The 494-nt window shown below is 70.6% G+C and carries 2 protein-coding genes; one reads left to right on the top strand and one right to left on the bottom strand.

The genetic code is table 11. The features are described 5' to 3' along the window. Positions 1-229 (top strand): hypothetical protein (locus tag D3D02_RS19180; protein WP_121571374.1); only part of this gene is annotated, 229 nt, incomplete at its 5' end. A 35-nt stretch (positions 230-264) separates the two neighbouring features. On the opposite strand, the gene D3D02_RS19175 is transcribed toward D3D02_RS19180, so the two are convergent. Beyond that, on the bottom strand, positions 265-494 hold a 230-nt coding region (locus D3D02_RS19175; protein WP_121571373.1), incomplete at its 5' end, for a PRC-barrel domain-containing protein.

The following is a 494-nucleotide window of genomic DNA, read 5'->3' as shown; positions in this document are numbered from 1 at the left end:
GTCGTTCCCCGCGACGGCCGCGGAGCTACGCGACGCGCTCGGCGATCAGGAGGTGCCCTACGACGCGCAGGGGCGCTCGATCGCGCTCTCGGACGCGCTCGACCGCGTGCCGCAACGGGAGTTCGAAAACGAGACGGCGTTCCTCGACGCGCTCTACCCGGTGTTCGACGAGGCCCGCCGGGAGGAGCGCGGCGTGATCGCCAGCCTCCGCGACGCGTTACCCTTCTGAGCCGGTCGGGCGCGGTCCGCCCGACCGAGAACCCCTCACCGCGACTCGGCGATCTCGCTCGCTTCCTCGTCGGACTCGCCGGCGTCGTAGCGCTCGATGACGTCGTTGATCAGGACGACGTCGCCGACCGCGCGGACCCAGCGGTACGGGACGATGACGCCCGTCGAGCCGCTCACCTGTCCGGCGAACAGCTCGTGGTTGAGTTCGGCGAGCGCGAGGCCGGTCACGGCGCGGGCGTCTAAGTCGAGCTGGATGTCCTCGATTT

The sequence above is a fragment of the Halobellus sp. Atlit-38R genome (genome assembly GCF_003665925.1).
Taxonomy (GTDB): domain Archaea; phylum Halobacteriota; class Halobacteria; order Halobacteriales; family Haloferacaceae; genus Haloquadratum; species Haloquadratum inordinatus.
The sequence above is the reverse complement of the archived record's forward strand: the minus strand, read 5'-3'. Positions and strand labels throughout refer to the sequence as shown.